The organism is Kitasatospora dryopteridis (genome assembly GCF_050749075.1).
GTDB lineage: Bacteria > Actinomycetota > Actinomycetes > Streptomycetales > Streptomycetaceae > Kitasatospora.
In genome coordinates this window covers 7,424,443-7,450,084 of record NZ_CP192749.1, presented here as the reverse complement: position 1 = coordinate 7,450,084, position 25,642 = coordinate 7,424,443, and the positions used below count along the sequence as shown (strand labels likewise).

23 protein-coding genes and 1 pseudogene are annotated in these 25,642 nt (G+C 73.5%); 9 read left to right on the top strand and 15 right to left on the bottom strand.

Going from position 1 to position 25,642, the window contains the following annotated elements; all coding sequences use genetic code 11:
- Positions 1 to 12: 12 nt before the first annotated feature.
- Together ACQ614_RS33800 and ACQ614_RS33795 are read right to left on the bottom strand one after the other, a co-directional pair.
- Entirely contained in the window at positions 13 to 1,611 is a 1,599-nt protein-coding gene (locus tag ACQ614_RS33800; RefSeq protein WP_431682885.1) for an acyl-CoA carboxylase subunit beta, read from the bottom strand.
- A complete protein-coding gene (locus tag ACQ614_RS33795) occupies positions 1,608 to 3,305 on the bottom strand; it encodes an acyclic terpene utilization AtuA family protein (RefSeq protein ID WP_431682884.1) in 1,698 nt (565 codons plus the stop codon). Before ACQ614_RS33795 ends, ACQ614_RS33800 begins: the two co-directional genes overlap by 4 nt.
- A gap of 543 nt (positions 3,306 to 3,848) precedes the next feature.
- Here ACQ614_RS33795 and ACQ614_RS33790 point away from each other — a divergent pair.
- A complete protein-coding gene (locus ACQ614_RS33790) occupies positions 3,849 to 4,088 on the top strand; it encodes a chaplin (RefSeq protein ID WP_431682882.1) in 240 nt (79 codons plus the stop codon).
- 78 nt (positions 4,089 to 4,166) lie between these two features.
- On the opposite strand, the gene ACQ614_RS33785 is transcribed toward ACQ614_RS33790, so the two are convergent.
- Together ACQ614_RS33785 and ACQ614_RS33780 are read right to left on the bottom strand one after the other, a co-directional pair.
- Positions 4,167 to 5,096, bottom strand: coding sequence for a Gfo/Idh/MocA family protein (locus ACQ614_RS33785; protein ID WP_431682880.1), 930 nt, complete (start codon positions 5,094 to 5,096; stop codon positions 4,167 to 4,169).
- Between the two features lie 188 nt (positions 5,097 to 5,284).
- Entirely contained in the window at positions 5,285 to 5,878 is a 594-nt protein-coding gene (locus tag ACQ614_RS33780; RefSeq protein ID WP_431682878.1) for a dihydrofolate reductase family protein, read from the bottom strand.
- Between the two features lie 70 nt (positions 5,879 to 5,948).
- Here ACQ614_RS33780 and ACQ614_RS33775 point away from each other — a divergent pair, with 70 nt between their 5' ends.
- Positions 5,949 to 6,527: a TetR/AcrR family transcriptional regulator gene (locus tag ACQ614_RS33775; RefSeq protein ID WP_431682876.1), complete on the top strand. Its 579-nt coding sequence runs from the start codon at positions 5,949 to 5,951 to the stop codon at positions 6,525 to 6,527.
- 18 nt (positions 6,528 to 6,545) lie between these two features.
- On the opposite strand, the gene ACQ614_RS33770 is transcribed toward ACQ614_RS33775, so the two are convergent.
- From ACQ614_RS33770 to ACQ614_RS33750, 5 genes are all read right to left on the bottom strand, one after another.
- Positions 6,546 to 7,460: a LysR family transcriptional regulator gene (locus tag ACQ614_RS33770; protein WP_431682875.1), complete on the bottom strand. Its 915-nt coding sequence runs from the start codon at positions 7,458 to 7,460 to the stop codon at positions 6,546 to 6,548.
- A gap of 80 nt (positions 7,461 to 7,540) precedes the next feature.
- Positions 7,541 to 9,508 carry a phosphatase PAP2 family protein gene (locus ACQ614_RS33765; RefSeq protein WP_431682873.1) on the bottom strand — a complete coding sequence of 656 codons (1,968 nt, stop codon included), beginning with the start codon at positions 9,506 to 9,508 and terminating at the stop codon, positions 7,541 to 7,543.
- Positions 9,509 to 9,774: 266 nt separating this feature from the next.
- Positions 9,775 to 10,968, bottom strand: coding sequence for a glycine C-acetyltransferase (locus ACQ614_RS33760; RefSeq protein WP_431682871.1), 1,194 nt, complete (start codon positions 10,966 to 10,968; stop codon positions 9,775 to 9,777).
- 93 nt (positions 10,969 to 11,061) lie between these two features.
- Entirely contained in the window at positions 11,062 to 12,090 is a 1,029-nt protein-coding gene (gene tdh, locus ACQ614_RS33755; protein ID WP_431682869.1) for an L-threonine 3-dehydrogenase, read from the bottom strand.
- A 272-nt stretch (positions 12,091 to 12,362) separates the two neighbouring features.
- Positions 12,363 to 13,394: an AraC family transcriptional regulator ligand-binding domain-containing protein gene (locus tag ACQ614_RS33750; RefSeq protein ID WP_431682868.1), complete on the bottom strand. Its 1,032-nt coding sequence runs from the start codon at positions 13,392 to 13,394 to the stop codon at positions 12,363 to 12,365.
- Positions 13,395 to 13,559: 165 nt separating this feature from the next.
- On the opposite strand from ACQ614_RS33750, the gene ACQ614_RS33745 reads away from it, so the two are divergent.
- Complete coding sequence (locus ACQ614_RS33745) at positions 13,560 to 14,429, top strand: 3-hydroxyacyl-CoA dehydrogenase (RefSeq protein WP_431682866.1); 870 nt, start codon at positions 13,560 to 13,562, stop codon at positions 14,427 to 14,429.
- Here ACQ614_RS33745 and ACQ614_RS33740 read toward each other — a convergent pair.
- Positions 14,342 to 14,612: pseudogene (locus tag ACQ614_RS33740) on the bottom strand (hypothetical protein); the annotation flags it as partial. The gene ACQ614_RS33745 and the pseudogene ACQ614_RS33740 sit on opposite strands and share 88 nt — an antisense overlap.
- 119 nt (positions 14,613 to 14,731) lie before the next feature.
- Positions 14,732 to 15,727, bottom strand: a complete 996-nt coding sequence (locus tag ACQ614_RS33735; RefSeq protein ID WP_431682864.1) for a MerR family transcriptional regulator — start codon at positions 15,725 to 15,727, stop codon at positions 14,732 to 14,734.
- Positions 15,728 to 15,823: 96 nt separating this feature from the next.
- Between ACQ614_RS33735 and ACQ614_RS33730 the strand changes: the two genes are divergently transcribed.
- Positions 15,824 to 16,507, top strand: a complete 684-nt coding sequence (locus ACQ614_RS33730; RefSeq protein ID WP_431682862.1) for a tyrosine-protein phosphatase — start codon at positions 15,824 to 15,826, stop codon at positions 16,505 to 16,507.
- A 60-nt stretch (positions 16,508 to 16,567) separates the two neighbouring features.
- Here the strand turns inward: ACQ614_RS33730 and ACQ614_RS33725 are convergent, their stop codons facing one another.
- The 3 genes from ACQ614_RS33725 to ACQ614_RS33715 form a co-directional block, all read right to left on the bottom strand.
- Positions 16,568 to 19,021, bottom strand: a complete 2,454-nt coding sequence (locus tag ACQ614_RS33725) for a glycoside hydrolase family 9 protein (RefSeq protein WP_431682860.1) — start codon at positions 19,019 to 19,021, stop codon at positions 16,568 to 16,570.
- 249 nt (positions 19,022 to 19,270) lie between these two features.
- Positions 19,271 to 19,825 (bottom strand): dihydrofolate reductase family protein, encoded by a 555-nt coding sequence (locus ACQ614_RS33720; protein WP_431682858.1) that lies wholly within the window; start codon positions 19,823 to 19,825, stop codon positions 19,271 to 19,273.
- Between the two features lie 31 nt (positions 19,826 to 19,856).
- A complete protein-coding gene (locus tag ACQ614_RS33715; protein WP_431682857.1) occupies positions 19,857 to 20,915 on the bottom strand; it encodes an ATP-dependent DNA ligase in 1,059 nt (352 codons plus the stop codon).
- Between the two features lie 145 nt (positions 20,916 to 21,060).
- Here ACQ614_RS33715 and ligD point away from each other — a divergent pair, with 145 nt between their 5' ends.
- Positions 21,061 to 22,044 carry a non-homologous end-joining DNA ligase gene (ligD, locus tag ACQ614_RS33710; protein ID WP_431684098.1) on the top strand — a complete coding sequence of 328 codons (984 nt, stop codon included), beginning with the start codon at positions 21,061 to 21,063 and terminating at the stop codon, positions 22,042 to 22,044.
- Between the two features lie 271 nt (positions 22,045 to 22,315).
- Entirely contained in the window at positions 22,316 to 23,029 is a 714-nt protein-coding gene (locus tag ACQ614_RS33705; protein ID WP_431682856.1) for a hypothetical protein, read from the top strand.
- 64 nt (positions 23,030 to 23,093) lie between these two features.
- Here the strand turns inward: ACQ614_RS33705 and ACQ614_RS33700 are convergent, their stop codons facing one another.
- Positions 23,094 to 23,834 (bottom strand): histone deacetylase, encoded by a 741-nt coding sequence (locus ACQ614_RS33700; RefSeq protein ID WP_431682855.1) that lies wholly within the window; start codon positions 23,832 to 23,834, stop codon positions 23,094 to 23,096.
- A gap of 159 nt (positions 23,835 to 23,993) precedes the next feature.
- Here ACQ614_RS33700 and ACQ614_RS33695 point away from each other — a divergent pair, with 159 nt between their 5' ends.
- From ACQ614_RS33695 to ACQ614_RS33685, 3 genes are read left to right on the top strand one after another with little or no spacing between them, the layout of a single operon-like run.
- On the top strand, positions 23,994 to 24,422 hold the full coding sequence (locus ACQ614_RS33695) for a hypothetical protein (RefSeq protein ID WP_431682854.1): 429 nt from the start codon (positions 23,994 to 23,996) through the stop codon (positions 24,420 to 24,422).
- Positions 24,416 to 24,652, top strand: a complete 237-nt coding sequence (locus ACQ614_RS33690; protein ID WP_431682853.1) for a helix-turn-helix transcriptional regulator — start codon at positions 24,416 to 24,418, stop codon at positions 24,650 to 24,652. Before ACQ614_RS33695 ends, ACQ614_RS33690 begins: the two co-directional genes overlap by 7 nt.
- Positions 24,649 to 25,617 (top strand): NAD(P)-dependent alcohol dehydrogenase, encoded by a 969-nt coding sequence (locus ACQ614_RS33685; protein ID WP_431682851.1) that lies wholly within the window; start codon positions 24,649 to 24,651, stop codon positions 25,615 to 25,617. The genes ACQ614_RS33690 and ACQ614_RS33685 overlap by 4 nt, the downstream gene beginning before the upstream one ends.
- Positions 25,618 to 25,642: the final 25 nt, after the last annotated feature.

The following is a 25,642-nucleotide window of genomic DNA, read 5'->3' as shown; positions in this document are numbered from 1 at the left end:
CTCCACAAGAAGCTACATCCGGAAGACGCCGTAGCCGCGGGCGCCCTCGACGGGGCCGCTGTGCACGGCGGAGAGGCAGAGTCCGAGCACCGTCCTGGTGTCCCGCGGGTCGATGACACCGTCGTCGTAGAGCCGCCCCGAGAGGAAGGCGGGCAGCGACTCGGCCTCGATCTGCTGCTCGACCATGGCGCGGATCGCCGCGTCGGCGTCCTCGTCGTACGGGGTGCCCTTGGCGGCGGCGGACTGCCGGGCGACGATCGACAGCACCCCGGCGAGCTGCTGCGGGCCCATCACCGCGGACTTGGCACTCGGCCAGGCGAACAGGAAGCGCGGCTCGTAGGCCCGCCCGCACATGCCGTAGTGCCCGGCGCCGTAGGAGGCGCCCATCAGCACGGACAGGTGCGGGACGCGGGAGTTGGAGACCGCGTTGATCATCATGGCGCCGTGCTTGATGATGCCGCCCTGCTCGTAGGCCTCGCCGACCATGTAGCCGGTGGTGTTGTGCAGGAAGAGCAGCGGGATGTCGCGCTGGTTGGCGAGCTGGATGAACTGGGCGGCCTTCTGCGACTCGGCGCTGAACAGCACGCCCTGCGCGTTGGCGAGGATGCCGACGGGGTAGCCGTGCAGGGTGGCCCAGCCGGTGGCCAGGCTCGGCCCGTACAGCGGCTTGAACTCGTCGAAGTCGGAGCCGTCGACGATCCGGGCGATCACCTCGCGCGGGTCGAAGGGCACCCTCAGGTCGCCGGGGACGATGCCGAGCAGCTCCTCCTCGTCGTACTTCGGCGGCTCGGCGGCGATGTCGGGCAGCGGCCCGCGGCGCTGCCAGTGCAGGCGCCTGACGATGCGGCGGGCGATCCGGCAGGCGTCCGGCTCGTCCTCGGCGACGTGGTCGGCGAGGCCGGAGGTGCGGGCGTGCATGTCGGCGCCGCCGAGCCGCTCCTCGTCGGCCTCCTCGCCGGTGGCCATCTTCACCAGCGGCGGACCGCCGAGGAAGACCTTGGCCCGCTCCCGCACCAGCACGGTGTGGTCGGACATGCCGGGCACGTACGCGCCGCCGGCGGTGGAGTTGCCGAAGACCACCGCGACGGTCGGGATGCCGGCGGCGGAGAGCCGGGTGAGGTCGCGGAAGAGCGCCCCGCCGGGGATGAAGATCTCCTTCTGGCTGGGCAGGTCGGCGCCGCCGGACTCGACCAGGTTCACCAGCGGCAGCCGGTTGTGCAGGGCCACCTCGTTGGCCCGCAGCGCCTTCTTCAGCGTCCACGGGTTGCTGGCGCCGCCGCGCACGGTCGGGTCGTTGGCGGTGATCACGCAGACCGTGCCCTCGATCACCCCGATACCGGTGGCCAGGGCCGCACCCACCGGGTGGTCGCTGCCCCAGGCGGCGAGCGGGGAGAGCTCCAGGAACGGCGAGTCCTGGTCGAGGAGGAGTTCGATCCGCTCGCGGGCGAGCAGCTTGCCGCGGTTGCGGTGCCGCTCGACGTACCTGGGCCCGCCGCCGGCCAGCGCCTTGGCGTGCTCGGCGTCCAGGGCGGCGAGCTTCTCCAGCATCGCGGCCCGGTGGGCGGTGTGCTCGGCGCCGCCCGGGTCGAGGCGGGTGGGGAGGACGGTCACAGGAGGGCCTCCGGGATGTCGAGGTGCCGGGAGCGCAGCCACTCCCCCAGCGCCTTGGCCTGCGGGTCGAAGCGGGCCTGCGCGGCGACGCCCTCGCCGAGCAGCCCGGCGACGGTGAAGTTGACGGCGCGCAGGTTGGGCAGCAGGTGCCGTTCCACCGTCAGTCCGGCCGTCTCCGGCAGGAGTCGGCGCAGCAGGTCGGTGGTGAGGGTGTGGGCGAGCCAGCGCCAGCCGTCGTCGGTGCGGGCCCAGACGCCGAGGTTGGCGTCGCCGCCCTTGTCGCCGCTGCGCGCGCCGGCGACCAGGCCGAGCGGGGCGCGGCGGGTGGGCCCGGCGGGCAGCGGTTCGGGCAGCGGCGGCTCGGGGAGCGGTTCGGGCGGCCGGGTCCGGTCGGGTGCCGGGACGGCCCGGTGGCTGCCGCCGGGCAGCACCGCGGTGTGCGGGACGCCGCGCCGGTCGGTGTACGCGCTCTCGAAGACGCCGTACGGGGTGCCGGGGCCGGGCGGCGCGGTGAGATGGAAGCCGGGGTAGCCGGCCAGGCCGAGTTCGACGGCGGCGGCGCCGACCGCCCGGCCGACGGCCCGCTCGTCCGGGTCGCGGACGGTCAGGCGCAGCAGCGCGGAGGCGGTCTCCTCGGTGTCGGCGTCCGGGTGGTCGGTGCGGGCGAGGGTCCAGCGCAGTTCGGCGGGCCTCCGCTCGAGCGCGCCCTCGAACTGACGGCGCACCAGGTCGGCCTTGGCCTCGATGTCGAGGCCGGTGAGGACGAAGACGATCTCGTTGCGGAAGCCGCCGAGCCGGTTGAGGCCGACCTTGAGGTCGGGCGGCGGGGCCTCGCCGCGGACGCCCTCGACGAGCACCCGGTCGGGGCCCTGCTGGGCGAGCCGGACGGTGTCCAGGCGGGCCGTGACGTCCGGCCCGGCGTAGCGGGGGCCGGCGGTCTCGTAGAGCAGCTGGGCGGTGACGGTCTCCACGGTGACGGCGCCGCCGGTGCCGGGGTGCTTGGTGATGACGCTGCTGCCGTCGGCGTGGATCTCGGCGAGCGGGAAACCGGGGCGGGGGTCGGCGCCGGGGCCGAGGTGCTCCCGGAAGAAGGCGTAGTTGCCGCCGGTGGCCTGGGCGCCGCACTCGAGGACGTGGCCGGCGACGACGGCGCCGGCGAGGGCGTCGAGGTCGTCGGGTCCCCAGCCGAAGTGGGCCATGGCGGGGCCGGCGACGAGGGCTGCGTCGGTGACCCGTCCGGTGACGACGATGTCGGCGCCGCCGCGCAGGCACTCGGCGATGCCGGCCGCGCCGAGGTAGGCGTTGGCGGCGAGCAGGCCCGGACGCGGCCCGAACTCGGCGGCGCGGTGCAGCAGGTCGTCGCCGAGGACGTGGCCGACGCGCAGTGCCAGGCCCTGCTTGGCGGCGAGGCCGGCGACGGCCTCGGCGAGCCTGCCGGGGTTGAGGCCGCCGGCGTTGACGACCAGTCGGACGCCGCGTTCGGCGGCGAGGGCGAGGCACTGCTCGGCCTGCCGGAGGAAGGTCTTGGCGTAGCCGAGGTCCGGGTCCTTCAGCCGGTCGCGGGCGAGGATCAGCATGGTGAGCTCGGCGAGGTAGTCGCCGGTCAGCACATCCAGCGGCCCGCCGGTGAGCATCTCCTCGAACGCGGCGAACCGGTCGCCGTAGAACCCGGACGCGTTGCCGATCCGCAGCATGCCCGCCTCCCCTGCCCTGGTGGTGCAGCAGCCTGGCAGCGGCCCGCGAAGAAATCAAGCATGCGTGCTTGTTTTGCTCCGCCGGAAGCGACGGGGCCGCCACCCCGGGGCAACCGGGCAACCCGTGAGGGGCGCGGGGAACTGCGCGAAACCGGGAGAAACGGTGCCGCGCCTCCCGCCTCGCACAGTTCCCCGCGCCCCCGAATCGTCCGCTCGAGCACCTTGGCGACAGGACCTCGGCGACTTCGGGTACCGGTTCGGAAGGACGGTTCGTCCGGTGAGGGCCGGGGCCCGGGACGGGCGGTGCGCAGTCGAATCCGACGGCCCATCACCCTGCGTAATCATCCGGGCGGTCCGCAGTACCGCCGATGGCGCAGTGCCGACGGAGATTCCCACCCGGGCGGACGAACCTCGCGCGTGCCCGGAGGACCGTTCCGTCCAGCCGTGCCAAGACTTGGTGGCGGGCGCCGCCCGGCCGGCATGCCGTCGGCCCGGCGCCCATGGTTCCACCGAGGAACGTCCCCTCCCGAATTGGAGAAGACCGTGAAGGACATCCGCAAGGCTCTCGCGCTGGCCGCCGCCGCCGGTGCGCTCGTGCTCGGCTCGGCAGGCGTGGCCAACGCAGACGCGAACGCCGTCGGCACGGCCAGCAACTCCCCGGGCCTCCTGTCCGGCAACGTCATCCAGATCCCGGTCCACATTCCCGTCAACATCTGCGGGAACACCGTCAACGTGCTCGCCGCGCTGAACCCGACGGCCGGAAACATCTGCGCCAACAGCTGAGCCTCGCGCACGGGTGCCCCCGGCGCGGCCACTTCCTGGCCGCACCGGGGGCGCCGCCGTAAAGCAGTCGACAGCCCGTCAGGCCTGCGCCTCGATCTGCTGGACGACGTGCTCGCACAGCTCGTGGGTGCGCAGCGCGTCCCGCGCGGAGACCACCTTGCCGGCCCGGACGGACTCCAGGAACGACAGCACGACCTGCTCGATGCCGCGCTGCCGGGCGACGGACACCCAGTCGCCGCGACGCCGGACGGTCGGCTGGCCGCGGAAGTCGACGATCTCGGAGAGGTTGATGACGGACCGCTTGGAGTCGCCGCCGGAGACCTCCAGCACCTCCTCGGTGGCGCCGCTCATCCGGTTCATGATGCCGAGCGCGGTGAAGCCCTCGCCGGCGAGGGTGAGCACCACGTGCTCCATCAGGCCGTCCCGGCTGCGGGAGCGGACGTCCACGTGCTCGATCTCGCCCGGCACCAGGAAGCGCAGGGTGTCCACGACGTGGATGAAGTCGTCGAAGACGGCGGAACGCGCCGCCTCCGGCAGCCCCTCGCGGTGCTTCTGAAGGACGATCAGGTCGCGCGGCCGCTCCAGGGCGAGCAGGTAGCCGGGGGCGTGCCGGCGGTTGAAGCCGACCAGCAGCGACCGGCCGACCTGCTCGGCGAGGTCGACCAGGCGGCGGGCGCCGTCCAGGGTGTGGTCGAGCGGCTTGTCCACGTACACGTCGATGCCGGCGGTGAGCAGCTGCTCGACGATCGGGACGTGCTGGTCGGTGGCGGCGTGCACGAAGGCGGCCCGCACGCCGCTGTCGATGAGCTCGCCGAGGTCGGTGTAGCGGTGCTCGATCCGGTAGGCGTCGCCGAGGCGGTCCAGCTTCGCGCGGTCGCGGGTCATCAGCCGCAGGTCGAGTCCGGGCTGGGCGGTGAGCACCGGGAGATAGGCCTTCTGCGCGATGTCGCCGAGGCCGATCACCGCCACCGGAAGGGCGGCAGGGTCGGAGTGGAGGTCGTGACTCACTGGAGCGCTCCTGCTGAGGGTGTGGTGGCCCGTGCAGGTGGCCACGGGCCTGGCCGCCCAGCAGCATATGCCAGCATCATCGCTGAGCAGTGCGGATACCGAACATCGGGACGACGGCCCGTCAGATCGGGGCGGCCCCGGAAGACGGGGCCGCCCCTACCGACTTCCCAGCTGTTTGCCGGCACGCCTCAGCGGCGGACGAGGCGGGTGAGGGTGACGCCGTTGGGGAAGGCGGTGCGCTCGGCGACGTCGAAGACGGTCGGGTCGAAGGTGCCGTCGAAGGCCGGGATGCCGGCGCCGGCGACCACCGGGTAGCTCTTGATCAGCAGTTCGTCCACCTCGGGGAGGAGGGCGCCCGCGAGCTTCCCTCCGCCGCAGAGCCAGATGTCCAGGCCGGCGCCCTCCTCCTTCTTGAGCTCCCGGACGAGGGAGACCGGGTCGCTCGGGACGACGGTGACGGCCGGGTCGGTGTTCGGGTCGAGGGTGCTGGACAGCACGTACTGGCGCAGGTGCGCGTACGGGCTGGTGATGCCCGCGTCGAAGGCGGGGCGGTAGGCGCCGAGGCCCATGAGGACGGTGTCGAAGTGCCGGTTGGGCGCGTCGGCCAGCCCGAGGGCGGCACGCGCGACGGTCGGGACGGTCTCGGGGTAGAGCGTGTTGGTCCAGGAGGAGTAGGCGGCGGCCTGCTCCTCGCCCCCCTGCGGGAAGAAGTCGTACTCGCCGCCGGGACCGGCGATGCGGCCGTCGAGGGTGACGGCAACGTAGTACACGAGCTTTCGCACTCTGATGACTCCACACGTAGTACTCTGATCGAAGTGGTTTGAATTTAGTACTACATCTGGAGTGGTGTCAATGGTGAGACGGAACGACCAGCGGCGCGCCGCCCTCGTCGACGCCGCGATCGAGGTGCTGGCCGGGGAGGGCGCGCGGGGCCTGACCTTCCGGGCGGTGGACACCGCGGCCGCCGTGCCCGCCGGCACCGCCTCCAACTACTTCGCCAACCGGGACGACCTGCTCACCCAGGCCGGCGCCCGCGTGTACGAGCGGCTCCAGCCCGACGAGGCCACCATCACCCGCCACCGCACGGCCGGCCGCGACCGGGAGACCTACGCGGAGCTGATGCGCGAGCTCGTCGGCCGGGTCTCCTCCTTCCGCACCGGCTACCTGGCGCTGCTCGAGCTCCGGCTGGAGGCCACCCGCCGCCCCGAACTGCGGAAGGTCCTCACCGAGCGGGTCCGCGCCGACGTCGACGCCAACGTCGCCTACCACGAGGCGTCCGGCCTCCCCGGCGACGCCACCGCCGTCAGGCTGCTCTACCTGGCCCTGAACTGGCTGATCGTCGAACAGCTCACCCTGCCGGACGTCTTCACCCCGGCCGAACGCGACCTGCTGGTGTCGGCCGCGGTCGACCGCATCGTGGCGGCCGAGTAGGGGCTCGGGGGCATCGGCTCAGCTGTCGAGGCTGCGGGCCGTCGTGGTGAGGGCGGTCAGGACGGGGGCGATCAGGGGGTGCTGTTCGGCGCCGGCGCGGACGGCGGCGAAGACCTTGCGGGTGGCGAGTTCGGTGTCGACCGGGCGGACGGCCACCGCGGAGAGGTCGGCGCCGCGCAGCGCCGAACGGGGCACGAGGGCCACCCCGGCGCCCGCGGAGGCGAGTGCGACCACGGCCCGGAAGTCGTCCGAGGAGTGCACCAGCCGCGGCTGGAAACCGGCGTGCTCGCAGGCCAGCAGCACCACGTCGTGGCAGGGGTTGCCGGGGTAGGGGCCGATCCACGGCTCGGCGGCGAGGTCGGCGACCGCGACCGGGCCCTCCCCCGCCGCCAGCGGGTGCCCGAGCGGGATCACCGCACGGAACGGCTCGGCGTACAGCGGGACGCGGGTCAGCCGCTGGTCGTCGGCGCGCGGCGCACCGCGGTACTCGACCGCGACGGCCAGGTCGGCCTGCCCGTCCAGCAGCATCGGCAGGCTGGCGTCGCCCTCGGCGTCCAGCACCCGCAGGCGGACGCCGGGTGCTGTCACGGCGAGTTCGGTGATCGCGGGCGCCAGCACCAGCGCGATGCCGGTGGCGAAGGCGGCGACGGTGACCTCCCCGGCGACCCCGGCGCTGTACGCGGCCAGGTCGGCCTCGGCCCGCTCCAGCTGGGCGAGGACCGCGTCGGCGTGGCCGAGCAGGATCTCGCCGGCCGCGGTCAGCCGCACCCCGCGGCCGTCGCGGGCCAGCAGGTGGTGGCCGGTCTCCTGTTCCAGGGCGGCCAGCTGCTGCGAGACGGCGGAGGGGGTGAGGTACAGCGCGGCCGCGGCGGCCGTCACGGTGCGGTGGTCGGCCACGGCCCGCAGGGTCCGCAGCCGTCGTGCGTCGATCACGGGGTCAATTCTGCCAGCGGGCCGGAGCGCTCCGTTCCGCGCCCGAACGGGCCCGGCGGCACGCCGGCCGAGCAGGGCCGTCAGGGGTCGCCGCGGCGCTCGATCCGCTCGGGCTGCGGGGCGTCCTGCACCGCCGGTCCGGCAGCGGGCGGGGCTTGCGGCTGCGTCGGCGGCTGCGGCTCTCGGGCACGCTTCGGCCGTACTGCGGTGCGGTCGAGCAGTCGGCGGCCGGTGAGCACGTACTGCACCAGGCAGCCGGCGAGGACGACGGCGACACCCCCGGCGGCGTCCAGCACCCAGTGGTTGGCGGTGGCGACCACCACGGCCAGGGTGACCACCGGGTAGAGCACGGCGACGCCCCACACCCAGCGGCGGCGGGTGGCGGCGATGACCGCGGCCGTGCACCAGAACGCCCAGGCGCAGTGCAGCGAGGGCATCGCCGCGTACTGGTTGGTCAGCGCGGTGAGTGCCCCGAGCGGCGCGGTCGCCGGCCCGCCGTACGGGCTGTCGCGCAGGTCGAGGCCCGGGGTGAGCCGCGGCGGTGCCAGCGGGTAGCCCCAGAAGCCGAGCAGGGCGAGGCCGGTCGCGGTGAACAGCACCGTGCGACTGGTCCGGTAGCGGCGCGGGTGCCGCAGGTAGAGCCAGCTCAGCACGGCCAGCGGCCCGATCAGGTGGAGGGTCTTGTAGTACTGCAGGGAGACGTCCAGCATGCCGTCGGTGCGCAGCACCCAGCTGTTGACCGCCTTCTCGACGTCGAGCTGCAGGAACTGCTCCGCCCGGTAGATGTCCCGGGCGTGGTCGACCGCGGCGCCGGCCCGGTCCGGTGCGGCGTTGCGGATGCGGGTGTAGATGCCGTAGCCGACCTGGATGAACAGGAGCTCCATCAGCAGGTTGGGCCGGCTCACCGGCCGCAGCGTGGCGGGCAGCAGCGGCAGCCGCCGGAGGCCGAAGGGGTGGTGCGGGGTGGGTGCCGGTGTCCGGTGCAGGGACCACTGGGGGTCGGTGGTGCGGCGGAAGGCCAGCACGACGGCGGCCGCGGCGGCGGTCAGCGGGGCGGCACCGCGCAGCAGGAAGGTGGTGACCGGTTCGATCTCGGGGTCGAGCATGCTGCTGGACAGCAGGGCGACCGTGACGGCGACCACCGGCCACAGGGCGCGGTCCTCGGGGCGGCGGCCGAGCCGGCCGACCGCGGCGGCGAGCAGCCAGCCGAATTCGGCCGGCCCGGTCAGCGGGGAGACCACCACCGCCGCGCAGCCGACCACGCCGGCGGCGAGCAGCCGCTGCCCGTCGGCGGTGTACGACGCGGCGCGGCGCACGCCGGCCGTGGCGACGAGAACGCCCGCCGCCAGGCAGACGGCGAGCAGCAGCGGCCCGCGCAGGCCGAGCCGGAGCAGCAGGCCGAGCGCGGACTGGTTGTCGGGGCCGACGGCGATCAGCGGATCGACCAGCTGGCGCCAGCTGCGGGCGGTCTCCGCCGGGCGGGCGGCCCAGGCCGCGGTGTTCAGGGCGAGCGCGAGGACGACGGCGTTCAGTGCGCGGCGGCGCTCCCGCAGGCACACCAGGAGCACGGCGAACAGGGCGAGCGCCGGTTCGAGGGCGATCGCCGTACCGAGGGCGACTCCCCCTCGGGGGCGTCCGCGGGCCAGCAGTTCGGAGGCCGCCAGCGCCAGGCAGGCCAGGCCGAGCACGGCGTCGACGGGCTGTCCGCGCAGGTCGGCGCTGAGCAGCATTGCGCCGGCCGCGGCCGTGCCCACCGCCCCCGGGTACGGGAGGCCCGGCGGGGGGTCGCGGGCGAGCAGCAGGCCGATCGCGGCCACCGAGGCAAGCGCCACCACCAGCAGCACCACGCGGGTCCCGGTGGCGTACCACCCGCCGAGACCGGTCGCGGCGAGGTCGGCGACGGGGCTCGGCCGGCCGACGGGCTCCGCGAGGGCGTCCCAGGTGACCGGTGCACAGACGCCGAGGACGACGAGGAGGGCGGTGAGGGCGGCGAGGACTGCCGCCGAGGGGAGGCGGCGGGGCGCGGGCACGGCGGGCACCGGTGGCATCCGCTACTCCTCTCGCCGCGTCCCGTCCCCCACCCTGCCGACTCTCCGGCGGCGGGGGACGGCCCGCATCCCGTGGAGTGCCGCCCGGGTGGCGCAGCGGGCCTCCGGCCGTGGCCACCGGGGGCGCCCGTAGGGCAGCCGTGCGAAAACGCCGCCGGCCCGGCTGGGGAAGGCCGGGCCGACGGCGGAGCGGGGCCGGGGGTGCCCCGCAAGGGTGGGCGCGGTGAGGGTAGGGCCGCGCCCGGGAGGGGTGGTTCGGAGTGCCGTTACTCGCCGAGCGCCGCGCGGGCGTCGACGAAGGCCGCGATGGCCCGCTCGACGTCCTCGGTCGAGTGGGCGGCCGAGAGCTGCACGCGGATGCGGGCCTGGCCGTGCGGCACGACCGGGTAGGAGAAGCCGATCACGTACACGCCGCGCTCCAGCAGCAGCTCGGCGAGCCGGCCCGCCTTCGCCGCGTCGCCGATCATGACCGGGGCGATGGCGTGCTCGCCCGGCAGGACCTCGAAGCCTGCCTCGGTCATCTTGGTGCGGAACAGGTGGGTGTTGGCCGCCAGGCGCTCGCGGAGGTCGCCGGACTGCTCCAGCAGGTCGAGCACGGTCAGCGAGGCGGCCGCGATCACCGGGGCGAGCGAGTTGGAGAACAGGTACGGGCGGGAACGCTGGCGCAGCAGGGCGACGATCTCGCGGCGGGCGGCGACGTAGCCGCCGGACGCGCCGCCGAGGGCCTTGCCGAGGGTGCCGGTGATGATGTCGACGCGGTCCATCACGCCGTGCAGCTCGGGGGTGCCGCGGCCGGTCGGGCCGACGAAGCCCACCGCGTGCGAGTCGTCGACCATGACCATCGCGTCGTAGCGGTCGGCGAGGTCGCAGATCTCGCGCAGCGGGGCGATGTAGCCGTCCATGGAGAACACGCCGTCGGTGACGATCAGGCGGCGGCGGGCGTCCTGGGTGGCCTTGAGCTGCTGCTCCAGGTCGGCGAGGTCGCGGTTGGCGTAGCGGTGGCGGCGGGCCTTGGAGAGACGGATGCCGTCGATGATGGAGGCGTGGTTGAGGGCGTCCGAGATGACCGCGTCGCGCTCGTCCAGCAGGGTCTCGAAGACGCCGCCGTTGGCGTCGAAGCAGGAGGAGTAGAGGATCGTGTCCTCCTGGCCGAGGAAGTGCGAGAGACGCTCCTCGAGCTGCTTGTGCACGTCCTGGGTGCCGCAGATGAAGCGGACGGAGGCCATGCCGTAGCCCCAGCGGTCCAGGGCGTCCTTGGCGGCGGCGACCACGGCCGGGTGGTCGGCGAGGCCCAGGTAGTTGTTCGCGCAGAAGTTCAGCACCTCGCCGGGGCGGCCGCCCGCGGTGACGGTGACCGCGGCGCTCTGCGGGGTGCCGATGACGCGCTCGGGCTTGAAGAGGCCGGCCTCGCGGATCTCGTCGAGGGTGGCGGCGAGGTCCTCGCGCACGTTGTCGAACACGGGTGGTGTCTCCCTAGGCGGTGTGTCGCTGACGGTGTGTCGGACCGTCCGGTGCGGGACGGTCCGGTGCCGGACGGAGCGGGCGGGACGGTCTCAGGCGGTCCAGTCCAGGATGACCTTGCCGCAGTTGCCGCCGGCGGCCTCGTCGAAGGCCTCCGCGAAGTCGGCGGCGGCATAGCGGCCGGTGATCACCGGGGTGAGGTCCAGGCCGCCCTCCAGCAGCACGGACATCGCGTACCAGGTCTCGAACATCTCACGGCCGTAGATGCCCTTGATGGTGATCATCGAGGTGACGATCGACGCCCAGTCGACCGCGAACTCCTCGGCGGGCAGGCCCAGCATGGCGATCCTGCCGCCGTGCGTCATGTTGGCGATCATCGAGCGCATCGCCTCGGGGCGGCCGGACATCTCCAGGCCGACGTCGAAGCCCTCGCGCAGGCCGAGCTGCTGCTGGCCCTCCTCGATGGTGTGCTGCGAGACGTCCAGGGCCAGGGTCACACCGACCTTGCGGGCGAGGTCCAGGCGGTACGGGGAGACGTCGGTGATCATCACGTTGCGGGCGCCGGCGTGCCGGGCGACGGCGGCGGCCATGATGCCGATCGGGCCCGCGCCGGTGATCAGCACGTCCTCGCCGACCAGCGGGAAGGACAGCGCCGTGTGCACGGCGTTGCCGAACGGGTCGAAGATCGCGGCGACGTCCAGGTCGACCGGCACCCGGTGCACCCACACGTTGGAGGCGGGCAGCGCCACGTACTCGGCGAAGGCGCCGTTGCGGCCCACGCCCAGGCCCACCGTGTTGCGGCACAGGTGGCGGCGGCCGGCCAGGCAGTTGCGGCACTTGCCGCAGACCAGGTGGCCCTCGCCGCTCACCAGGTCGCCCACCTCGATGTCGGCGACGGCCGCGCCGATCGCGGCGACCTCGCCGACGAACTCGTGGCCGAGGACCAGCGGGGTCTTGATGGTCTGCTGCGCCCAGCCGTCCCAGGAGCGGATGTGCAGGTCGGTACCGCAGATGCCGGTGCGGAGCACCTTGATCAGCACGTCCCCGGGGCCGATCTCCGGCATGGGGACGTCCATCAGCCAGAGCCCGGGCTCGGCCTTCTGCTTGACGAGTGCCTTCACGGCGAGCGCTCCTGACGCACGGTGGAACGGGAGCCCGGCGGTGCAACCCCTGCCCCGCCGGGCACAGTGAAATCTGCCCGGTCGGGGTGGGTGCGGTCCATCGAGGAATTCTTAAGGGAGGTCGCAGCTGGGCTGAACGATCGTCCCCGAGCACCCTCCGCCGCACGCCCCGGCGGCCCCCGCGGCATGCCGAGCGCCACCCGAACGGCCCACTCCCGCCACCCGGCCGCCCGACGTCCGACCGGCCCCGCCGGCCACGGGCATCGTGCTCGTCACGGGCCGGTGGCGGCGGAGCCCTGCCGGGCCTCGCGTCGCACCTGGGAGGGGGACATCCCCCACCAGCGGCGGCAGCACCGGGAGAGGGCCGACTGCTCCGAGAGACCGAGGAGCGAGGCGATCTGGTACATCGGCAGGTCGCTGGTCACGAGGTACCGGCGAGCGGCATCCCGCCGTACGTCGTCGAGGATCGCGGCGAACGCAGTGCCTTCGGCAGCCAGTCGGCGCTGGAGGGTGCGCGGGTGGACGGACAGCAGTCGGGCCACCGAGTCGATGCCGTACGCGCTGGCTGCGCCCAGTGACCGCGCAAGAGCGGCATGGACCCGTGGCGCCAGCTCGGCAGCCGGTTCCGGGGCTTGCCGGGCAAGGTAGGCGAGGGCCAGTGCCCGCAGCGTTTCGTCGCCGTGGCCCAACGGCATCGACAGCAGGCTGTGGGGCATTCGCAGCAGCCCGTCCGGCCGGCGGAACCTCGTTTCGACGCCGAAGAAGGACTCGTAGACGCTGCTGCGGGCGAGCGGCGGGTGCGGCAACTCGACACTGCGCAGTCCGTAGGCACCGCCCACCAATGTCGCGATCACACGGTGGGTGAATCCGAGTGCCTGGTCCATGCTCTGGGCGGAGACCGGATGAGCGGCGTCCCCGCCGTAACGCACGGCAATCACCCCTTCCGTTCCGTGCGGGTCGGCCTCGACGGTGATCCGCAGCGATCGTCCGTGCAGGTAGAGGTAGCGGGACGTGCACTCCAGTCCGTCGCCGATGGTCCGCGAGCTCTGGATCGCCAAGGCCAGCGGGCCGAGCACACCCAGGTCCTGGCGCGCGGCCAGGCGCAGCCCGAAATCGGGGCACGCCAGGTGCAGGGCGGCGAGCTCCAGTACGGCGGCGACGGCATCGCCGTCGACGAGCATCTCGTCGGCGTCCAGCGCCGCCACCGGGAGGCGGGCTTCGCCCGCAAGATCCTCGGCGCTCCCGCCGAGCTCGCCGACGAGGGCACGGAAGTTCCGCAGCGTCGCCGAGCGCAACAATCCCATGTCGGCCAGGGTCAAATACTTGACGTCCGAAGTCAAAGATTCGAGGGGTTCCAGGCCTAAATTCGGAGCGTGACGGCCTGCGGCAGTCGCTTCGGCGACCGCCCGCCGTCGGCACCGAAGTCCCGGGCGAAGCACCACCCGGGGCGCACACGGAAGGAAATCCACATGTCGGTCTTCAAGACGGTCACCGTCCTCGGTACCGGTGTCCTGGGTTCGCAGATCGCGTTCCAGGTCGCCAGCCACGGTTTCCCCGTACAGGCCTACGACATCAACCAGGAGGCCCTCGATCAGGGCTCCCGCCGACTCGACGCCCTCGCCGACCAGTACGCTGCGGAACTGGGCGCCGAAAAGCTGAACGCCGCCCGTGACGCAGTCGGACGCATCCACCTCACCAGCGATCTCGGGCAGGCCGTGGCCGATTCGGACCTCGTCATCGAGGCGGTCCCGGAGAACATCCGGCTCAAGGAGCAGGTCTACAGCCGGCTCGCGCACCTGGCGCCCGAGCGGACCGTTTTCGCCACGAACTCCTCGACGCTGCTGCCGAGCCAGTTCGCCGCGGCCACCGGCCGACCTGACCGTTTTCTCTCGCTGCACTTCATCACCCATATCTGGCAGCACAACATCGCCGAGATCATGGGCACCGCGGACACCGATCCAGCCGTTTACCGCGAGGTCGTGGAATTCGCCGGTGAGATCGGGATGGTTCCCGTCGAACTGCACAAGGAGCAGCCGGGTTACGTCCTGAACTCGCTCCTCATCCCGATGCTTCACGCCGCCACCGAGCTGCTGCTCGACGGCGTCGCCGATCCTGCGACCATCGACACCACCTGGAAGATCGGCACCAGCGCCGCTGTCGGCCCCTTCGAAATGATCGACAGGATCGGCCTGCGCACCGCGCACGCCATCGCCACGGCGATGCCGGACGACCGGGGGACGGCGTTCGCCCGTCACCTCGAGACCGAGTACCTGGAGAAGGGAAAGTTCGGCCTGGAATCCGGCGAGGGTTTCCACACGTACGGACCGGCCGCCGCATGACGGCTCCACAGCCGGGTGGTGTGCCGGAACCGGGCGCCCTCCATGCGGTCGTACGCGACCTCGACCGCCCGCTCCGGCCGCAGCGGCACCCGGGAGAGGCCCTTGGTGTCCAGGCGGCCCAGGGGTGGCGGTGAGGTCGTCGAGGCACAACGGGGCGAGTTCCTCGACCGGTTCGCGGCGGCGGGCCTGCCCGGACCCGTGCGTCCACGGCGGTGCCGGTCAGCGCCCGTGCGCCCGGTGGGGGCCGCACAGCAGCTTCAGCCCCGTGGTGCCCGGTGCCGCGGCCGCGCCTCCGGCCGGTTTCAGTCACGCGGCTCCTGCCCCGGGTGGGCCCGCAGGGCGGCGGTGAACCAGGTGAACACCGGGGCCAGGCTCGGTGGGACGGGCCATCCGTTGACGACGGCGAGCAGGTGCCAGTACCGCTCGGTGCGAGGGGCGGCGGCGATCTCCAGCCGGGTCAGCAGCCAGCGGCGCAGGCCGGCGTCGTCGGCGCGGCCGAAGGTCTCGGCGTAGCGGGCGGTGAGGCCGTCGAGGATGCGGGCGGCGTCGGCGGAGTCGGGGGCGGTCCCGGCCCCGAGCGCGCGGCCGACCCGTTCGCGGACGGTCTCGGTGAGGTCGTGGTGCAGCCCGGTGGTGTCGCCGTCGGCGCGCTCGGCCGCCTGGTACTGCGCCATCCGGCGGACGGCGGCGCGGAAGTCCTGGTCCCGGGCGAGTTCGGCGAGCTCCACCCAGGCCTCCACCTGCCCGGGTTCGGGGTCGTCCGGCAGCTCGGGCATCGCCGAGCGCAGCATGTCCACGAACTCGGCGTTGGCGTCCAGGCCGCCGAAGGTGTCGTCGACGAAGTCGTCGATCAGGCGCCGCCGTTCGGCGTCGGTGAGCTTGGCCAGCTTGTGCATGAGGTCCATTTCCTCCGGTGTGGAGCCCCGCGCGGCCACCGCCCGCAGCACCGCCTTCCGCAGCCTGAGGGTGCGGATCTGCACCTCCAGGGCGTCGGCGTGCGCGGCCGCGATCTCGGGCACCGAGACCTCCCTGGCCAGCACCCGCCGGACGGCGGCGAGGTCGAGCCCCAGGTCCCGAAGGGTGCGGACGAGGTCCAGGCGCGCGAGTGCGGTCGTGCCGTAGAGCCGGTAGCCGGCCGGGCTGCGGTCGGTCGGCGGCACGATCCCGCTGTCGGAATAGAACCGGACGGTCTTGACCGTCAGCCCCGTCCGCCGGGCCAGGTCGCCGATCGAGAGGAGCGTGCCCGAGGAGGGCTCGTCCGGGGGGAGCGCGTCCGAGGAGCGCGTGTCGCCGTTCATGTCCCCAACCTTGGCGTCTCCCCCTGCTGGAGACTCAAGCCCCTGGTGAACCGGCCGCGTCCGGCAGCCGGCCGGGGCCTGTGGAGAATGGGCGCCGTGACCAGGGCTGAGGTGCGGGGCGGATCGGTGTTCGTCGAGGTGGCGGGGGTGCGGAACTTCCGGGATGCGGGGGGTGCAGGGGCGCTGCCGCGCGGGGTGCTCTACCGCTCCGGGGCGCTGGACGGGCTGCTGCCGGCAGGGGCGCGGCGGCTGGCGGAGCTGGGCGTGCGGACGGTCGTCGACCTGCGCAGCACCCCCGAGGTGCGGGACAGGCCGGACGACTGCCGCGGACTGCCGGTCGACCACTGCCACCTGCCGGTCTTCACCGAGCAGCGGTGGCCGGCCGAGCAGGCGGAGCTCTACCCGGCGATGGCGGAGCAGGCGGGGCCTGCGACGGTGGCGCTGGTGCGCCGGCTGGCGGCCCCCGGGGCGGGGCCGGTGCTGGTGCACTGCGCGTCCGGGAAGGACCGGACGGGTGTGGTGGTCGCCGTGGTGCAGACGCTGCTGGGTGCCACCGAGCAGGAGGTCACCGGCGATTTCCTCCGCTCCAATGCCGCACTCGGGCTGACGGCCGGCACGGCCGACACCGCGGCCGGGCACCGCACGCTCCCGGTCGCCGCCGGGCACCTGCGCCGGGCCCTGGTGTGGATGCGCAGCCACCACGGTTCGGTCGAGGGCTGGCTGCTGGCGAACGGTGCGAAGGAGGACGACCTCTCGGCACTCCGCACCGCCCTGGGCTGACAGGGGGTCCGCGGTCCGGCCCGCCCCCTCGGTGGGCCGGACCGCGGTGGGAGGGGTGGTTCAGGTTGTGCAGGCCCGGCCGTTGAGCGTGAAGACGGGCAGGGCGGCGGGGCTTCCGGTGGCCTGGAAGCCGAAGGAGGCGGAGCCGCCCGGCGCCAAGGTGCCGTTCCAGCCGGCGTCGGCGGCGGTCACGGCCGCGCCGGTCTGGGTGACGCGGGCGTTCCAGGCGTTGGTGATCTTCTCACTGCCCAGGTACGTCCAGGCGAGCGTCCAGCCGGAGACGGTCGTGCTGCCGGTGTTGCGCACGGTCACGTCGGCGGTGAACCCGGTGCCCCAGTTGCTGCCCACGGTGTACGCCACGGTGCAGCCAGCGATCGGCTGGGTGGGGCTGCCGCTCGGCGAGGGCGAGGGGGAAGCGGAGGGCGACGGGGACGGCGAGGAGGACGGGCTCGCGCTCGGCGAGGGCGACGCGGAGGACGACGGCGACGGGGAGGGGCCGGAGCCCGGCTCGGCTCCCCACTGCGGGGCGGAGCCGTCCAGCAGCCGGATGTTCGGAGCGTCCACCGGGGTGGAGCCCGGCACCAGGGAAATGCCCTGGTACGACCAGTCGTTGGTCGGGTCCCAGGCACCGGCGGAGGCGATCCGGAACTGCACCTCCTTGCGGTAGGCGGACTGTCCGGCGGGCGCGATCACGGTGTTGGAGCAGTCGACCGTGACGTAGTAGGTGGAGCCGGAGTGGAGCGTCGGCCCGGAAACCGTCCCGCACTGGTTGTAGTTGGTGGTCAGGGTGATCTGACTCGGGCTCACCCCCGGTTCCAGGGTGAAGTAGTAGCGCAGCGAGGCGTTCTTGAGCGCGCGGGCCGGCCAGGCCGACCTGTTGAGCACGTACGCCTTGATCTCGGTGAAGTTGGTGCCGGAGGCGTTCACCGAGGCCTGGACGGACATCTCGGGCCCGTCCGGGGTCTCCACCGGCGGGAATTCGGAGATCGCGCCGCCGCCGTACTCGCTGTAGAGGCGGGCGAGGGCGCCGGTGAAGGCGGCGTTGTAGTCGGTGGCGACCTCGTTGTTGACGTAGTTGGAGCGGTCGTCGGTGTAGCTGTCGTCGGCCGAGCTGGGGCCGCCGACCAGGGCGCCGATCAGGGTGTGGCGGCTGTTGACCGGGCTGGTGAGCTGGTCGGTCCAGGAGCCGTGGGCGGTGCGGTGGTGCGGGTTCTTGGGCGGGTTGGCGCCGAAACCGATCAGGTAGCTGGACTTGCGCGGGTTGTCGCCGAGTGCGTAGTTGATCTGGCGGACGGCGAAGTCGTGGTAGCGCGCCTTGCGGGTGGCGTCGGTGAGCCAGTCGGAGTAGACCAGCGCGGTGAAGGCGGTGTTGGCCGCGTAGCGCAGCGAACCCCAGGAGTCGAGGACGGCCTCACCGCCGGGCGAGTACTTGACCTGGCTGCCGTTGACGCCGACCGTCCACCAGTCGAGCCAGCGGTTGGCGTCGTCGATGTACTGCTGCTTGCCGGTGAGTTGGGCGAGCAGCACGTAGGCGCCGTAGGACTTGTCGTCCCAGGCGATGGTCCAGCGGTAGGACTTGGTGCTGGTCTGCGGTTCGGTGGAGAGGTTGGCGTAGTAGGTCTCGGCCTTGGCGAGGTAACTGCTGTCGCCGGTGGCCTTGTAGAGCCAGATGGCGCCCCAGACCAGCTCGTCGTTGTAGCCGCTCCAGGAGTTGTAGTAGCCCTGGGCGTCCTTGATGCAGTCGCTGTACTTGCCGCGGTAGGTGTCGGCGAAGGAGTAGAGCTGCTTGGCGTGGGTGACCAGGGTCGCCGCGTACGCCGGGTCGCTGTCGGCGAAGACCATCGAGGAGGAGGCGAGGGCGGCCGCGGTCTCGCCGGCGAGGTCGGAGCCGGGGCAGGAGGCGTCGATCCTGTACGCGGGCCGGGCCATCGGCAGCACCTCGGCCGGGCCCCACCAGGCGTGGTCGGCCGAGCCGTTGCCGACCTGTCCGTAGAGGACGTTGGGGGCGGGGTGCGCCTTGAGCAGGTAGTCGTCGACGAAGCGCAGGTTGTTCCTGAGGTACTGCATCTGCCCGGAGGCCGTGTAGCCCTGCTTGTTGGCGATGCCGCCCCAGGCGAGCATGGTGGTGGAGGCGGCCATCGGGAGGCCGAACTTCACGTGGTCGCCCGCGTCGTACCAGCCACCGGTGAGGTCGAGCCCGACGTCCTTGCCGTCGTCGAGGGCGGAGTCGCCGCGCCATTCGACCCGGTTGGTGGCGGGGAGCCTGCCGGACTGCTGGGCCTCGTAGAAGAGCAGCGACTTCTGCAGCGCCTCGGCGTAGTTGTAGGCCGGGGCGGCGGCCCGGGCGGGGGCGGCGTGGATCGGCAGCAGGGCGCCCGCGGCGAGCGCGCCCGCGAGCGCAACACCGGCGGCGGTGCGGCGCGGTGAGCGGTGGCGGCCCGCAGGGGCGTCGGCGTGGGCGAGGAGGCGTGCGGCCGGCGTCGGGCCGGGTGGGGGTGCGCTGGGGTGCGGCATGGCGTCCTTCCGGGACGGCGGGGGTGGGGCCCGGCGGAGGGACGCGGCTGGCGGCGCCGGGGTGACCACTGCCCTGACCTGCACCAACGCTATGGGAGCGCTCCCATTCGGGGTCGGCGAGGCGGTGCCGGTGGGGGCAGTGGGCGGCGGAAGCCATGGTGTCCGGGCCGCCGCACCCCTGTCAATGCAGAACACCGCACCGATGCAACGGAGTTGGCGATTCGCGGACGGAAGTCCCGCGGGGCCGCCTCAGTCTGCGGCCGGGCGGTAGGTCAGCAGGACGTTGCCGGAGGCGAACGGCCTGGCCTCCAGCAGCTCCAGCCGGATGCGGTCGCCCGCGGTGGTGAACAGCGACCGCCCGCCGCCCAGCACGACCGGGTTGACCATCACCCGCACCTCGTCCAGCAGGCCGCGCTCCAGCAGGCCCACGCAGAGCGCCGAACTGCCGAACACCACGATCCTGCGGCCCGGTTCGGCCCGGAGCTCCGCGACCTCCTCCAGGCTGCGCACCACCCGGCTGCCGGCCCAGTCGGCACGCCCCAGCGTGCGGGAGACCACGACCTTGGGGATCACGTTCATCACCGCGGCCGTCGCCGGGTCGTCCCGCTGCGCGGCCGGAGACGGCCAGTAGGCGGCCATGCCCTCGTAGGTGACCCGGCCGAACAGCAGGGTGTCCGCCTCGGCGAGCTGCGCCAGGCCGAACTCGTCGAACTCCTCGTCCACCAGCGGCCAGTCGAAGGCCCCGCCCGGCCCCTCGTAGAAGCCGTCCAGCGACGTCACCATGAACAGCGCGATCTTCCCCACCACAGCCTCCGGCCGTCCGGTGCGAACAGGGTCAGCGGAGGATGTCCGCCAGGTCGTACGAGACCGGCTCCTCCAGTTGCTCGTAGGTGCAACTGGCCGGCTCGCGGTCCGGGCGCCAGTGGCGGAACTGGGTGGTGTGCCGGAACCGGGTGCCCTCCATGTGGTCGTACGCGACCTCGACCACCCGCTCGGGCCGCAGCGGCACCCAGGAGAGGTCCTTGGTGCCCGTCCAGCGGCTGACCGCGCCGGGGAGGCGGGAGGCGGCCTGGGCGCTCTCGTCGGCCCAGGCGGCCCAGGGGTGGCCGGTGAGGTCGTCGAGCCGCAACGGGGCGAGTTCCTCGACCAGTTCGCGGCGGCGGGCCATCGGGAAGGAGGCACAGACACCGACGTGCTGGAGCTGCCCGCCGTCGTCGTACAGGCCGAGCAGCAGCGAGCCGACGATCGGGCCGCTCTTGTGCTCGCGGTAGCCGGCCAGGACGCAGTCGGCCGTCCGCTGGTGCTTGACCTTGAACAGGGTGCGCTCCCCCGCGGCGTACGGCTGGTCGAGCGGCTTGGCGACCACGCCGTCCAGCCCGGCGCCCTCGTACTGGGCGAACCAGGTGCGGGCGGTGTCGAGGTCCGTGACGGCCAGGGCCAGGTGGACGGGTGCCGACGCCCCGGCGAGCGCGGCCTCCAGGGCGCTGCGCCGCTCGCTCAGCGGACGGTCGCCGAGGGCGGTGTCGTCCAGGGCGAGCAGGTCGAAGGCGACGAAGGAGGCCGGGGTGCGCTCGGCCAGGGTGCGGACCCGGGAGGCCGCGGGGTGGATGCGTTCCAGCAGTTCCTCGAAGCGCAGCCGGCCCTCCCGGGCGATGACGATCTCGCCGTCCACCACGCAGCGGGCCGGCAGCTCCCGGCGGAAGGCCTCCACCAGCTCGGGGAAGTAGCGGGTGAGCGTCTTGGTGGTGCGGCTGCCGATCTCCACCTCGTCGCCGTCCTTGAAGACGATCGCGCGGAAGCCGTCCCACTTGGCCTCGTACTGCATGCCCGGCGGGATCTCGGCCACCGACTTGGCGAGCATGGGCTGCACCGGCGGCATCACGGGAAGGTCCATGGTCCGATCGTCGCCGCACGGCCCGCGGCCCGCGCGCCGGATACCGGTCCCCGCTCAGGGCCTTGTCCGACGATTCCCGCCGCGCGCCGATGCGACGCGAATTGTCGGACGAGGCCCTAGCGTGGAGGGCATGGTCTCGACAGCGGTGGAACTGGAGGTGGACGGCCGGACGGTCCGGTTGTCCAACCCCGACAAGGTCTACTATCCGGCGCGCGGCTTCACCAAGCGGGACGTCGCCGAGTACTACCTGGCGGTCGCGCCCGGAGTGCTGCGCGGGCTGCGCGACCGGCCGACGACGCTGCAGCGCTTCCCCGACGGCGTCGAGGGCGAGTTCTTCTACCAGAAGCGCGCCCCGAAGGGCCTGCCGGAGTGGCTGCCGACGGCCCGGATCACCTTCCCCAGCGGCCGCAGTGCCGACGAGATCTGCCCCACCGAGCCCGCCGCGGTGCTGTGGGCGGCCAACCTGGGCTGTCTGACCTTCCACCCGTGGCCGGTGCGCCGCGGCGACACCGAGCACCCCGACGAGCTGCGGATCGACCTCGACCCGCAGCCAGGCACCGACTTCCACGACGCGGTGCACGCCGCGCACGAGCTGCGCGCCCTGTTGGAGGAGCTCGGGCTGCGCGGCTGGCCGAAGACCTCCGGCGGCCGCGGCCTGCACGTCTACGTGCCGGTGGAGCCGCGCTGGACGTTCACCGACTGCCGGCACGCCGTGATCGCCCTCGGCCGGGAGCTGGAGCGCCGGATGCCCGACCGGGTGACCACGGCCTGGTGGAAGGAGGAGCGCGGCGAGCGGATCTTCGTGGACTACAACCAGATGGCCCGCGACCGCACCATCGCCTCCCCCTACTCACTGCGCGCCCGGGCCGAGGCCACCGCCTCCACACCGCTGCGCTGGGAGGAGCTGGACGAGGTCGTCCCGCAGGACTTCGACCTGCGGACGCTGCCCGAGCGGTTCGCCGAACTGGGCGACCTGCACGCCGACATGGACGGACACGCCTTCGACCTGGAACCGCTGCTCGAGCTGTACGCCCAGCAGGACGCCGGGGACCTGCCGTACCCGCCGGACCATCCGAAGATGCCCGGCGAGCCGATGCGGGTGCAGCCCAGCCGGGCGAAGAAGAGCTGACCGCCGACCGGCATCGCCTCTGCGGACTCGCGGAAACCGCCAGGTCAGGGCCGTAGGCGATCACCTGCGGTCAATGCGGGCCCGGTTCCGAAACCCTCGCCTGCGGCGGCCCGGGACCGCCCTACGCTCGCCGTACCCGACACCACGTCGGGTGACACCACGTCGAGAGGACGGCGCCATGGGCGAGACCACCAGGTGCGGCAAGTGCGCTGCGACCAAGGTGCCGCGCAGGCCCTGCCCGGGCTGCGGCGACGAGGGCTGACCGGCGCAAGTGGACCCGTACGAGGAGCTGCTGGCGCTGGCCCGGTGCACCGCGGTGGCGCTGGGCGGCAGGGGCGTCGCGGCGCGGCACATCGAGGACGACCGCGGCACCTCGGTCGACGGCTGGGTGGTCGACCGGGTGGCGGACTCCGACCCCGCCCCGTACCGCGGCCCGGGCGGGCGGTCGGGGCTGCGCACCGGCTGCGAGCTGGTGCTCGGCACCGACGGGCGGCTCCACACCTACCGGCAACGCTGCGAGGAGCGGCCGACCCCGCGCGGCCGGGCGATGGTGGCCCTCGGCACCGAACTCACCCCCGCCTCCCCGCGGACGCTGGCCCGGCTCGGTCCCGGCGCGCCGTTCGACCACGCGGGCCTGCTGCTGGAACGGCTGCCGTGGACGGCCCTCCCGCACCCGGTGGCCGAGCCGAAGGCGATCGCCGCGGCCCCCGCGCCCGAACCGGCCCGCCCGTCGTGGGCACGGCGGCCGGACGCCCCGGACCCTGCACCGCCACCCGGTCCCGGCAGGACGATGGGCATGCTGATCGGCCTTTCGTTGGGCACCGCGGGCGGGGCGTGCTGCGCACTCGGGTGTTCCGTCGCCGGGGCGCCGCTGCTCGGCGACTCGGCCGGGCCTGTCGGCCTGGCCGCGGCCGGCCTCTGCCTGGTGGCGGGCGCAGCTGCGGGTGGCGTGTGGGGACGACGGGGGTCGGTGGGCGTCGGATGACCGGCGCGGGGCTCCTGGGCGCGTCTTGAACGATCGCCCGGGTGGTCACCCCGTGGAGGTCGGCTCAGGGGCGGAGCTGGGCGAGGAGTTCGGCGGGGGTCCAGCGGCCGGCGGCGCCGGGGCGGGTGCTGAGGTAGGCGGCTGCGCGGGCGGGTGGCCAGCCGTGCGACTCGGCGAGGCCGGCCGCGAGCGCACGGAGGTAGCCGGCGGAGGGGCGGCTGAGCGGGGCCTCGCTGCTGCGACCCGGGGCGGTGAAGGTGAGTACCGGGTGGCCGTCCACGGTGCCGGGGCAGAGGAGGGTCTCGTAGCGGCCGGGCCCGAGGCTGGCACGGCCGTCGCGCAGGGCGGCGGCCAGGCCGGGGGCGGTGGCCGCCCGCGGGGTGCGGTGCATCTCCTGGGAGGCGACGTCGAGCAGCTGGTCGACCGTCAGCAGGTAGCCGCGGGCGGGCAGCTCGCCGTCGTCGAGGGCGTCCACGAAGGCCATGCCGCCACCCCAGACCTGTGACTCGCGGGCGAAGTAGAGCCGGCCCGGCAGGAGCAGCGGCAGGTCCGCGGCGGGCGGGCGCGGATCGCGGCAGCCCGGGTAGCGGCGGCGGCTGCCGGGCGGACGACCGCCGGCCAGGTAGGCGTTCAGGCGGGCCCGGTGCATGTTGGAGCCGTACGCGGCGTACCAGACCGGCCGGGCGAGGCCGGCCGGATCGGCGGGTTCCACCAGGACGGCCGGGTCGAGGTCCTCGAGTGTCTCGAGCGGTACGGGCGGCCCGGCGGGGCCTGGCCGGGGGCGGCGGGGTACGGGGGTGCCCATGGCCGATGATGCACCGCCGCCCCGCGCCCCTCGCGCTGCACACACCGTCAGGACGTGTCCGCGGCAGTGGACTCCACCCGTTCGGCGGGCCTGTCCTTCTGCCCGTTCGGCATGTCAAGAATCTTTGACACGGTGTCCGGTCTGCTTTACCTTGACGGCATGGCAGTCGAAGAGAAACGCGCCTGGATCATGGTCGTGGTCACCGTCTGCACCTACACGGCGTACGCGGCCGTCGTCCTCGGCCGCGCCGGCACCGGGCCGCTCGCTGCGGCGCCCTACCGGGCCGCCCTGGTGTGGAGCGTCGGCATCGCGATCGCGGCCTCGGTCCTGCTCCACATCGCCGTCTCGCTCGCCTCGAAGGAGGGCGGCCGGCAGAAGGACCAGCGGGACAGGGAGATCCACCGGTTCGGCAAGTACGTCGGCCATTCCTTCCTCGTCCTCGGCGGGGTGGCGGCCCTCCTGACGGCGATGGCCGAGGTGGACCACTTCTGGATCGCCAACACGGCCTACCTGGCGTTCGTCCTCTCCGCGCTGCTCGGTTCCACGGCGAAGATCGCCGCCTACCGGCGGGGGTTCTGCCCGTGGTGAAGCCGACCAGGGTCACCAACACGATCCGCGCCCTGCGGTTCGCCCACGGGGAGATGACGCAGGCCGCCCTCGCCGAGCGGATCGGCGTGACCCGGCAGACCGTCATCGCCATCGAACAGGGCCGGTACTCACCCTCCCTGGAGATGGCGTTCCAGATCGCCCGGGTGTTCGGCGTCGCCCTCGACGACGTCTTCCAGTACCCGGACACCGAGAGGGAGGAAGCACGATGAAGGCTGTCGTCCAGGACAGGTACGGCGAGGCGGACGTGCTGGAGCTGCGGGAGGTCGACCGGCCAGCGGTGGGCGACGGCGACGTGCTCGTCCGCGTCCGCGCCGCCGGTGTCGACCCCGGTGTGTGGCACCTCATGGCCGGCCTGCCGCTCCCCGTCCGGCTGGCCTCCGGCCTCCGCACACCGCGCAACCCGGTCCGCGGCACGGACGCCGCCGGCGTGGTCGAGGAGGTCGGCCGCAACGTCACCGGCCTGCGGCCCGGCGACGAGGTCTACGGCACCTGCGACGGCTCCTTCGCCGAATTCGCCCTCGCCCGGCCGGACATGCTCGCGCCCAAGCCGGCCCGCCTCGACTTCGAACAGGCCGCCGCCGTACCGACCTCCGCCACCACCGCCCTGCAGGCCCTGCGCGACACCGGACGGCTCCGGGCCGGGCAGCACGTCCTCGTCATCGGTGCAGCAGGCGGCGTCGGCTCGTACGCCGTGCAACTGGCCAAGGCCCTCGGCGCCGAGGTCACCGGCATGTGCAGCACCGGCAGCACCGATCTGGTCAGCTCGCTCGGCGCCGACCACGCGCTCGACCGCACCCGCGCCGAGGTCACCGAGGGCGGGCACCGCTACGACCTGGTCCTCGACACCGCGGGCAACCGGCCGCTGGCCCTGCTGCGGAGGACCCTCACCCCGCGCGGCACGCTCGTCGTCGTCGGCGGCGAGGCCGGCGGCCGATGGCTGCAGGGGATCGACCGGCAGCTGCGCGCCGTCGCGCTGTCCCCCTTCGTCGGCCAGCGGCTGCGCACCGTGCTGGCCCGTCAGCGGCCGGACGACCTTCGGTTCCTGACCGAGGCCGTGGAGCAGGGCCTGGTGACGCCCGTCGTCGACCGCAGCTACCCGCTGGCGGAGGCGGCGGCCGCGGTGCGCCACATCCACACCGGCCACGCCCGGGGCAAGGTCGTGCTCACCGTCTGAGGACGGTCATCGGCCACGGGTCAGC

Coding starts and splice junctions, on each gene's coding strand:
- ACQ614_RS33795 (WP_431682884.1), bottom strand. CDS start 3,305: ATGCTGCGGATCGGCAACGCGTCCGGGTTCTACGGCGACCGGTTCGCC.
- ACQ614_RS33775 (WP_431682876.1), top strand. CDS start 5,949: ATGGTGAGACGGAACGACCAGCGGCGCGCCGCCCTCGTCGACGCCGCG.
- ACQ614_RS33765 (WP_431682873.1), bottom strand. CDS start 9,508: ATGCCACCGGTGCCCGCCGTGCCCGCGCCCCGCCGCCTCCCCTCGGCG.
- ACQ614_RS33750 (WP_431682868.1), bottom strand. CDS start 13,394: ATGGGATTGTTGCGCTCGGCGACGCTGCGGAACTTCCGTGCCCTCGTC.
- ACQ614_RS33745 (WP_431682866.1), top strand. CDS start 13,560: ATGTCGGTCTTCAAGACGGTCACCGTCCTCGGTACCGGTGTCCTGGGT.
- ACQ614_RS33735 (WP_431682864.1), bottom strand. CDS start 15,727: ATGAACGGCGACACGCGCTCCTCGGACGCGCTCCCCCCGGACGAGCCC.
- ACQ614_RS33725 (WP_431682860.1), bottom strand. CDS start 19,021: ATGCCGCACCCCAGCGCACCCCCACCCGGCCCGACGCCGGCCGCACGC.
- ACQ614_RS33715 (WP_431682857.1), bottom strand. CDS start 20,915: ATGGACCTTCCCGTGATGCCGCCGGTGCAGCCCATGCTCGCCAAGTCG.
- ACQ614_RS33700 (WP_431682855.1), bottom strand. CDS start 23,834: ATGGGCACCCCCGTACCCCGCCGCCCCCGGCCAGGCCCCGCCGGGCCG.
- ACQ614_RS33695 (WP_431682854.1), top strand. CDS start 23,994: ATGGCAGTCGAAGAGAAACGCGCCTGGATCATGGTCGTGGTCACCGTC.
- ACQ614_RS33685 (WP_431682851.1), top strand. CDS start 24,649: ATGAAGGCTGTCGTCCAGGACAGGTACGGCGAGGCGGACGTGCTGGAG.